The 7,746-nt window shown below is 69.5% G+C and carries 6 protein-coding genes and 1 pseudogene; all 7 read left to right on the forward strand.

The features are described from left to right. Positions 1–109: 109 nt before the first annotated feature. Positions 110–3,064 carry a M14 family zinc carboxypeptidase gene (locus AB0E77_RS04890; RefSeq protein WP_361565559.1) on the forward strand — a complete coding sequence of 985 codons (2,955 nt, stop codon included), beginning with the start codon at positions 110–112 and terminating at the stop codon, positions 3,062–3,064. A gap of 226 nt (positions 3,065–3,290) precedes the next feature. Next, positions 3,291–4,301 (forward strand): type I glyceraldehyde-3-phosphate dehydrogenase, encoded by a 1,011-nt coding sequence (gap, locus tag AB0E77_RS04895; protein ID WP_361565562.1) that lies wholly within the window; start codon positions 3,291–3,293, stop codon positions 4,299–4,301. Between the two features lie 143 nt (positions 4,302–4,444). Beyond that, a complete protein-coding gene (locus tag AB0E77_RS04900) occupies positions 4,445–5,656 on the forward strand; it encodes a phosphoglycerate kinase (protein WP_361565564.1) in 1,212 nt (403 codons plus the stop codon). A gap of 5 nt (positions 5,657–5,661) precedes the next feature. Further along, on the forward strand, positions 5,662–6,438 hold the full coding sequence (gene tpiA / locus AB0E77_RS04905; protein ID WP_361565567.1) for a triose-phosphate isomerase: 777 nt from the start codon (positions 5,662–5,664) through the stop codon (positions 6,436–6,438). 113 nt (positions 6,439–6,551) lie between these two features. After that, the gene (gene secG / locus AB0E77_RS04910; protein WP_361565570.1) at positions 6,552–6,788 is read left to right on the forward strand and encodes a preprotein translocase subunit SecG; all 237 of its coding nucleotides are present in this window, start codon (positions 6,552–6,554) and stop codon (positions 6,786–6,788) included. Positions 6,789–6,990: 202 nt separating this feature from the next. Next, positions 6,991–7,326: an RNA polymerase-binding protein RbpA gene (locus AB0E77_RS04915; RefSeq protein WP_079060169.1), complete on the forward strand. Its 336-nt coding sequence runs from the start codon at positions 6,991–6,993 to the stop codon at positions 7,324–7,326. Between the two features lie 102 nt (positions 7,327–7,428). Beyond that, a pseudogene (locus AB0E77_RS04920) lies at positions 7,429–7,746 on the forward strand (glucose-6-phosphate isomerase); the annotation flags it as partial.

Genomic DNA, 7,746 nt, shown 5'->3' on the forward strand with positions numbered 1-7,746 from the left:
TGACCGTCACCGCCCGCCGCGTGTCCTTCCCGCGCTCTTGACTCGATCATGAGGTGTCATGAGCCTGGCATCTGTTCGCTGCTGTGGCGGACCCACGCTAGGGGGGTTCATGAGACGAAGAGCGAGATCGATCCTCGCCGTCGGCGCGCTCCTGATCGGCGGAGCGAGCTTCGCACCCATCGCCCAGGCACGACCCGCGGCTCCGGGAACCCCGGACGCGGACGAAGTGAAGGTCTTCCGCGCCGAGGTCACCCAGGAGCAGGTACCCCTGCTGCTGGCCGCCGGCCAGGACGGCCACGAACTCGGCGAGCAGGTTCCCGACCAGGGGACGGCCACCGTGGAGGTCTACCTCACCGGCAGACAGGCCGAGACGCTGGAGAAGAAGGGCGTCGACCTCACCGAGCACACCCTCTCCGCCCGGAGCGCTGAGCGTGCCGAGGCCGCGGCCGACGGTGTCTTCCGCCCGTACAGCGGCAGCGGCGGCCTCCGGGAGGAGATCCTCCGCACCGCCCAGCAGAACCCCGGCCTCACCAAGGTCGTCTCCATCGGCAAGACGGTCCGGGGCCAGGACATCCTGGCGCTCAAGCTCACCAAGAACGCCAAGAAGTCGAAGGACGGCTCCAGGCCCGCCGTCCTCTACATGTCCAACCAGCACGCGCGTGAGTGGATCACCCCGGAGATGACCCGGCGGCTCATGCACCACTATCTGGACAACTACACGAAGGACCGGCGGGTCCGGAAGATCGTCGACTCCACCGAACTGTGGTTCGTCCTGTCGGCCAACCCGGACGGCTACGACTACACGTTCCAGGACCCCGCCAACCGCCTGTGGCGCAAGAACCTGCGCGACGTCAACGGCGACGGCGTCATCAGCACCGGCGACGGCGTCGACCTCAACCGCAACTTCGCCTACAAGTGGGGCTACGACGACGAGGGTTCGTCCCCCAACCCCACCAGCGAGACCTACCGCGGCGCGAGCCCGGCCTCCGAGCCGGAGACCAAGGCGCTGGACGCCTTCCAGAAACGGATCGGCTTCACGTACGGCATCAACTACCACTCCGCCGCCGAACTCCTCCTCTACGGGGTCGGCTGGCAGGTGGCCACGAACACCCCCGACGACGTCCTCTACAAGGCGCTCGCCGGCACGCCGGACAACTCCGCGATCCCCGGCTACCACCCGCAGGTCTCCTCGGAGCTCTACACCACCAACGGCGAGGCGGACGGCCACGCGGCCAACGTCAACGGCATGGCGATGTTCACCCCGGAGATGTCGACCTGCCAGACGGCCTCCGACGCAGACCCCGACGACCAGTGGAACGCCCGGGACTGCCGGTCGGGCTTCAACTTCCCCGACGACGAGAAGCTGATCCAGCAGGAGTTCGCGAAGAACATCCCCTTCGCGCTCTCCGTCGCCGAGACCGCCGCCCACCCGGACCGGCCGTCCTCCTCGGTCGGCCTGGACGCCGCCGACTTCACCCCGGCCCCCTTCGCCACGTCGTACTCGCGCGGCGCCGACCAGGAGGTCTCGGTCGTCGTCCGCAAGGCGGTGCGCGACAAGGAGCTGAAGTACCGCGTCAACGGCGGCCGTGTCCTCGACATGGCGCTGAAGCCCTGGAAGGGCGGCGAGACGTACGGCGGTGACGACAACCTGTACTTCGACGAGTACCGGGCCGAGGTCAAGGACGGAGCCCCGGGCGACAAGGTCGAGGTCTGGTTCACCGGCGAGACGCGCCAGGGCAGGAAGGTCTCCAGCGAGCACTTCACGTACACGGTCGCCGAGCGGCCCCGCGCGGACGTACTCGTCGTCGCCGAGGAGGGCGCGAAGGCCACGCAGGCGCAGACGTACGTGGACGCGCTCAAGGCGAGCGGCAAGCGGGCCGCCGTGTGGGACGTCGCCACCCAGGGCGCGCCCGACGCGCTCGGCGTCCTCGGCCACTTCGACACCGTCGTCCACTACACCGGCGCGGCGGTCCCGGGCAACGCCACCCAGCTCCAGCTGCGCGCCTTCCTCAACGAGGGCGGCCGGCTGATCGAGGCGGGCGAGCGCGCGGGCGGCAGCGTCGACCTCGGCGACGGCACCCCGTCCGACGACTTCAGTCAGTACTACCTGGGCGCCTACACCCGCACGTCGACCTCCGGCGCCACCGGGTTCACCGGCTCGGGCAAGCTCGCCGGGACCACCGGCGCGCTCGGCGCCGCCCCGGGCAACCCGCTGGACACCGCCGGCACCTACAGCGTGACCTCGGACGAGCTGGATCCCGCCACCTATCCCCAGTTCGCGAGCGCGGGCGCCGGGAGGTTCGCCGGGACCGTCAACCCGTACGGGCCCTACGCGGGAGCCTGGATGGCCGCCGCCGTCCACACCGACGACGCCTACAAGCGCCTCACCCGCACCGTCGACCTCACCGGTGTCACCGCCGCCGACCGTCCCACGCTGCGCACCCAGCTGCTGTGGGACACCGAGCGCGGCTACGACCACGCCCTGGTCGAGGCCCACGTCACCGGCGCCGACGACTGGACCACGCTCCCCGAGGCCGGCGGCGCCACCGGCACCGCCGTGCCCACCGAGTGCGAGGCCGGCTTCTACCTGAGCGACCACCCCTGGCTGGCGCACTACCTGACCCTGTCCGACGACGGCTGCACCGCGACCGGCACGACCGGGCAGTGGACCAGCCTCACCGGCTCCTCCGGCGGCTGGCGGCAGGTCGAGTTCGACCTGAGCGCCTACGCCGGGAAGTCCGTCGAGCTGTCGGTCGCCTACGTCACCGACCCCGGCAGCGGCGGACGCGGCGTCCTCGCCGACGAGGCCTCGCTGGTCGTCGGCGGCACGGCGACCGGCACCGAGGGCTTCGAGTCCTCGCTCGGCGCCTGGCGGGTCTCCGGACCGCCCGCCGGCAGCCCCGCCGTCCTGAAGGACTGGACCCGCACCGGCACCCTGTTCCAGACCTACGGGGCGGTCACCACGGACGACACCGTGCTGCTGGGCTTCGGCCTGGAGCACCTCACCGCGCCGGCCGACCGGGCCGCGCTCGTCCGGCAGGCACTGCGTGCCCTGGACGAGTGACGACGCGGCTCCTGGGAACTGACACCGTGTAGCGAAATCGGGTGATCGGTCCCCGAAGTCCGGGCGGTCCGTACCCCTACTGGCGGGTACGGACCGCCGTGCCGGGTATGGGGCGTCTCGATGTCACCCCGGCCGCCTCGGAGAGGTAGGGTCGGAGGTGGTCGGGGACATCCCAAATACAGCTCGCCGGCACATCGGGCCGGCGTACCAACGAGGAGATCGGTTCGTGACGATCCGCGTAGGCATCAACGGCTTTGGCCGCATCGGTCGTAACTACTTCCGCGCGCTGCTGGAGCAGGGTGCAGACATCGAGATCGTGGCTGTCAACGACCTGGGTGACACCGCGACCACCGCCCACCTGCTGAAGTACGACACCATCCTCGGGCGCCTCAAGCAGGAGGTCGCGCACACCGAGGACACCATCACCGTCGGTGGCAAGACCATCAAGGTCCTCTCCGAGCGCAACCCGGCCGACATCCCGTGGGGTGAGCTGGGCGTCGACATCGTGATCGAGTCGACCGGCATCTTCACGAAGAAGGCGGATGCGGAGAAGCACATCGCCGGCGGCGCGAAGAAGGTCCTCATCTCGGCTCCGGCCAAGGACGAGGACATCACCATCGTGATGGGCGTCAACCAGGACAAGTACGACCCGGCGAAGCACCACGTCATCTCCAACGCCTCCTGCACCACCAACTGTGTGGCGCCGATGGCCAAGGTCCTCGACGAGAACTTCGGCATCGTCAAGGGCCTGATGACGACGGTCCACGCGTACACGAACGACCAGCGCATCCTGGACTTCCCGCACAAGGACCTGCGCCGCGCCCGTGCCGCCGCGGAGAACATCATCCCGACCACCACGGGCGCCGCCAAGGCCACCGCGCTGGTCCTGCCGCAGCTCAAGGGCAAGCTCGACGGCATCGCGATGCGTGTCCCGGTCCCGACCGGCTCGGCCACCGACCTGGTCGTGGAACTCCAGCGCGAGGTCACCAAGGACGAGGTCAACGCCGCGTTCAAGAAGGCCGCCGACGACGGCGACCTCAAGGGCATCCTGTTCTACACCGAGGACGCGATCGTCTCCTCGGACATCGTCGGCGACCCGGCCTCCTGCACCTTCGACTCCTCCCTGACCATGGTCCAGGAGGGCAAGTCGGTGAAGATCCTCGGCTGGTACGACAACGAGTGGGGCTACTCGAACCGCCTCGTCGACCTCACGGTCTTCGTCGGCAACCAGCTCTGATCGACTCAGTCCCGGCAGGCACCTCGTATGCGACAGCAGGGCTCGGGCAGCGCAAGGCCGCGCTGCCCGGGCCCTGCGTCGCGTCCGCGGCGACCGGCCCTCGTAGGATCACGAGCGAGCACGAGAACCCAGGAGCCCTCTGCATGAAGACGATCGACGAACTGCTCTCCGAAGGCGTCGCGGGCAAGCGCGTCTTCGTCCGCGCCGACCTCAACGTGCCGCTGGACGGCACCACCATCACCGACGACGGCCGCATCCGCGCCGTGCTGCCCACCGTCAAGGCCCTGGCCGACGCGGGCGCGCGCGTGATCGTCGCCTCGCACCTGGGCCGCCCCAAGGGCGCCCCGGACCCGGCCTTCTCCCTCGCCCCGGTCGCCGCCCGTCTCGGTGAACTGCTCGGCGCCGACGTCGCCTTCGCCGAGGACACGGTCGGCCCCTCGGCCCGGTCCACGGTGGCCGGCTTCGCCGACGGCCAGGTCGCGGTCATCGAGAACCTGCGCTTCAACGCCGGCGAGACCAGCAAGGACGACTCCGAGCGCGACGCCTTCGCCGACCAGCTGGCCGGCCTCGCGGACGTGTACGTCGGCGACGGCTTCGGCGCGGTGCACCGCAAGCACGCCTCGGTCTTCGACCTGCCCAAGCGGCTGCCCCACTACGCCGGCTACCTCATCGCCACCGAGGTCGGCGTCCTGAAGAAGCTCACCGACGACGTCCAGCGCCCCTACGTCGTCGCCCTCGGCGGCGCCAAGGTCTCCGACAAGCTCGCCGTCATCGACCAGCTGCTCGGCAAGGCCGACCGCCTCCTCATCGGCGGCGGCATGGCGTACACCTTCCTCAAGGCCAAGGGCCACGAGGTCGGCATCTCCCTCCTCCAGGAGGACCAGATCCCGGCCGTCAAGGAGTACATCGAGCGCGCGGAGAAGAACGGCGTCGAGCTGGTCCTCCCCGTCGACGTCCTGGTCTCGCCGGAGTTCCCGGACCTGAAGACCAAGGCCCCGGCCAACCCCACCACCGTCGCCGCGGACGCCATCCCGGCCGACCAGGAGGGTCTGGACATCGGTCCCGAGACCCGCAAGCTCTACGCCTCGAAGCTCGCCGACGCGGCCACCGTCTTCTGGAACGGCCCCATGGGCGTCTTCGAGCACCCCGACTACGCCGAGGGCACCAAGGCGGTCGCCCAGGCCCTCGTCGACGCCCCGGGCTTCACCGTGGTCGGCGGCGGCGACTCCGCCGCGGCCGTGCGGACGCTCGGCTTCGACGAAAAGGCATTCGGCCACATCTCTACCGGCGGCGGCGCCTCCCTCGAATACCTCGAGGGCAAGACGCTCCCCGGCCTCGCCGCACTGGAGGACTGACCCCGATGACCACCCGCACGCCGCTGATGGCGGGCAACTGGAAGATGAACCTCAACCACCTCGAGGCCATCGCCCACGTCCAGAAGCTCGCCTTCGCCCTCGCGGACAAGGACTACGACGCCGTCGAGGTCGCCGTCCTGGTTCCCTTCACCGACCTGCGCTCGGTGCAGACCCTGGTCGAGCACGACAAGCTCAAGATCAAGTACGGCGCCCAGGACATCTCCGCCCACGACGGCGGTGCCTACACCGGCGAGATCTCCGGCCCGATGCTGGCCAAGCTGCGCTGCACCTATGTCGCCGTCGGTCACTCCGAGCGCCGGCAGTACCACGCCGAGTCGGACGAGCTGGTCAACGCCAAGGTCAAGGCCGCCTACAAGAACGGCCTCACCCCGATCCTGTGCGTCGGCGAGGAGCTGGACGTCCGCGAGGCGGGCAACCACGTCTCCCACACCCTCGCCCAGGTCGAGGGCGGTCTGAAGGACCTCAGCGCCGAGCAGGCCGAGACGATCGTGATCGCCTACGAGCCCGTGTGGGCCATCGGCACCGGCAAGGTCTGCGGCGCCGAGGACGCGCAGGAGGTCTGCGCAGCCATCCGCGGCAAGCTCGCCGAGCTGTACTCGCAGGAACTGGCCGACAAGGTCCGCATCCAGTACGGCGGCTCCGTCAAGTCCGGCAACGTCGCCGAGATCATGGCGCAGCCCGACATCGACGGTGCCCTGGTCGGCGGCGCCTCGCTGGACTCGGACGAGTTCGTCAAGATCGTCCGCTTCCGCGATCAGTAGGCCCGCCGGTGAGTAGGCGGTAGCGACGATACGTCGTACCCTTGCGGGGGCATGGTGGCCTGTCGCCGCCGTGCCCCCGTCGTCCGTCAGAATCCGAGGAAGTTGGTCCAGCCGTGGTTTTGGGGTTCTCGATCGCCCTGATCGTCTTCAGCCTGCTGCTGATGCTGCTGGTGCTGATGCACAAGGGAAAGGGCGGCGGCCTCTCCGACATGTTCGGTGGCGGCATGCAGTCGTCCGTCGGCGGCTCCTCGGTCGCCGAGCGCAACCTCGACCGGATCACCGTGGTGGTCGGTCTGCTGTGGTTCGCGTGCATCATCGTGCTCGGCCTGCTGATGAAGGCCAACAACTGACCTGCCCGGCACGCACTGCGTACGTAAGGCCCCATGTCCGGTACGCGCCCCGAGGCGCCGCCTATCATGGGGCTTGCGTCTGAGTGCCGGAGCTTGTAACTCCAACCACTGGACGCGCGTTGGGCCTTACGTAGACTGAGGCGCTCGCGGCGAAGCGAAACGCCGACTCGCTTTGCGGCACCATCACGCAGGGAGTTACACCGTGGCAAGTGGCAACGCGATCCGGGGAAGCCGGGTCGGGGCGGGGCCGATGGGCGAGGCCGAGCGCGGCGAGTCCGCGCCGCGTCTGCGCATCTCCTTCTGGTGCTCCAACGGACACGAGACACAGCCGAGCTTCGCGAGCGACGCACAGGTCCCCGAGACCTGGGACTGCCCGCGCTGCGGCTTCCCCGCCGGACAGGACCAGGACAACCCGCCGGACCCGCCGCGCACCGAGCCCTACAAGACGCACCTGGCGTATGTGCGCGAGCGGCGCAGCGACGCGGACGGCGAGGCGATCCTCGCCGAGGCGCTCGCCAAGCTGCGGGGCGAGATCTAGCGTCGCCCCGGGTCTTCTTCCCGGCCCTCACCCCTCGCTGATCAATTAGGTTGGAGACAGCCGAAACAGCCGGGACACCGAGGAAGAAGGCTGAAGTCCGACATGAACGCAGACGGCCGTACCAGGATCAACCGGACGCCCGAATGGGCCGCACTGGCGGCGCACCGCGAGCAGCTCGGCGAGGTGCGGCTGCGCGAGCTGTTCGACGCCGATCCCGGCCGCGGCAGCGGATACGCGCTGCGCGTGGGTGACCTGTACGTCGACTACTCCAAGCACCTGATCACCGACGAGACGCTGCCCCTGCTGCGCGAACTGGCCTCGGCCGCCGACGTGTTCGGGCTGCGCGACGCCATGTTCCGCGGTGAGCGGATCAACATCACCGAGGACCGCGCCGTGCTGCACACCGCGCTGCGCGCCTCG

Source organism: Streptomyces sp. NPDC032940, assembly GCF_040636935.1.
GTDB lineage: Bacteria > Actinomycetota > Actinomycetes > Streptomycetales > Streptomycetaceae > Streptomyces.

Coding starts and splice junctions, on each gene's coding strand:
- AB0E77_RS04890 (WP_361565559.1), top strand. CDS start 110: ATGAGACGAAGAGCGAGATCGATCCTCGCCGTCGGCGCGCTCCTGATC.
- AB0E77_RS04900 (WP_361565564.1), top strand. CDS start 4,445: ATGAAGACGATCGACGAACTGCTCTCCGAAGGCGTCGCGGGCAAGCGC.
- tpiA (WP_361565567.1), top strand. CDS start 5,662: ATGACCACCCGCACGCCGCTGATGGCGGGCAACTGGAAGATGAACCTC.